Genomic DNA, 1,671 nt, shown 5'->3' with positions numbered 1-1,671 from the left:
TCAGCAGACCGCCGAACCGTCCCAGCGTCACCACCTCCGACACGATCCGGGACGGAAAGCAACTCACGTGGTGACGCCGAGACTCACGACCGGCTCACTAGTCCGCAAGTGCCGGTAGCCCCGGGTTAGGTGGGCTTTAGGGACGTCGACAACTCTGCAACGAGGTGGAACCCGCCCGCCCGGCACTCACACCATTCGGCTGCCTCTACACACATCACGGGTCCGCCTGTTGTTGCGGAGAGGAGCGGTTGTACGCGGCGATGGCGAACAACGAAGAGAAACTTCTCGATTACCTCAAGCGCATCACAGCAGATCTGCGCCAGACCGAGCGCCGTCTGAAGGACACGGAGGACGCGGCCCACGAGCCGATCGCGATCCTCGGGATGGCCTGTCGTCTGCCGGGCGGGGTCCGGTCCCCCGAGCAGCTGTGGGACTTGGTCGCCGAGGGCCGTGACGCCATCGCGCCACTGCCCGGCAACCGCAACTGGGACCTGGACGGCCTCTACCACCCGGACCCCGACCACCCGGGCACCAGCTATGTGCGCGAGGGCGGATTCGTCCACGACGCCGGGGAGTTCGACGCCTCGTTCTTCGGCATCGGCCCGACCGAGGCCCTGGCCATGGCACCGCAGCAGCGCCTCGCGCTGGAAGTGGTGTGGGAGGCCATCGAGCGCGCCGGGATCGACCCGCACTCGCTGCGCGCCACCCCCACCAGCGTGTTCATCGGCTGCGACGGCCTCGACTACGCCTTGAACGCCTCCCGGGTGCCGGAGGGCGCCGCCGGATACTTCACCATCGGCAACTCCGGCAGCGTCACCTCGGGCCGCGTGTCCTACACCCTGGGCCTCGAGGGACCCGCGGTGACGATGGACACTGCCTGCTCCTCGTCCCTGGTGGCCCTCCACCTCGCCTGCCAGGCGCTGCGGCAGCGCGAGTGCCCCCTGGCACTGGCCGGCGGCACCTACGTCATGTCGTCCCCGGCCCCACTGATCGGCTTCAGCGAGCTGCGCGGCCTGGCGCCGGACGGCCGCTGCAAGCCGTTCTCGGCGAACAGCGACGGTATGAGCATGGCAGAGGGCACCGGGGTCCTGGTCCTGGAGCGCCTCTCCGACGCACAACGCAACGGCCACCGCGTGCTTGCCCTCATCCGGGGTTCCGCTGTCAACCAGGACGGTGCCAGCAACGGCCTCACCGCCCCCAACGGTCCGTCCCAGGAACGCGTCATCCGCCAGGCCCTCGCCAACGCACGGCTGACCCCCGGCGACATCGACGCGGTGGAAGCCCACGGCACCGGCACCACCCTCGGCGACCCCATCGAGGCTGGGGCCCTGATCTCCGCCTACGGCGAGAACCGCCCGGAGGACCGCCCGTTGTGGCTGGGCAGTGTGAAATCGAATATCGGACACACACAGATCACGGCCGGGGTCACCGGCGTCATCAAGATGGTGATGGCGCTGCAGCGCGGCACGCTGCCACGCACTCTGCATGTGAACGAGCTGAGCCCGCACGTGGATTGGGAGGACAGCGGCCTCCGGGTGCTCACCGATCCGGTGGATTGGCGACGGAGCGAGCGCACGCGTCGGGCGGGGGTGTCGTCGTTCGGCTTCTCGGGGACCAATGCGCATCTGGTTGTGGAGGAGGCGCCGGAGGTCGAGGAGGTTTCTTCTTCGG

Annotated in this window: 1 protein-coding gene; it reads left to right on the top strand. The window is 68.9% G+C overall.

What is annotated here, in order from left to right:
- Positions 1-260 precede the first annotated feature (260 nt).
- A partial coding sequence (locus ABCR83_RS32590; protein WP_462698878.1) for a type I polyketide synthase occupies positions 261-1,671 on the top strand: 1,411 nt, incomplete at its 3' end.

Source organism: Streptomyces xingningensis (genome assembly GCF_054957865.1).
Note: the sequence above shows the minus strand (reverse complement) of the source record. Positions and strands in the feature narration are given on the sequence as shown.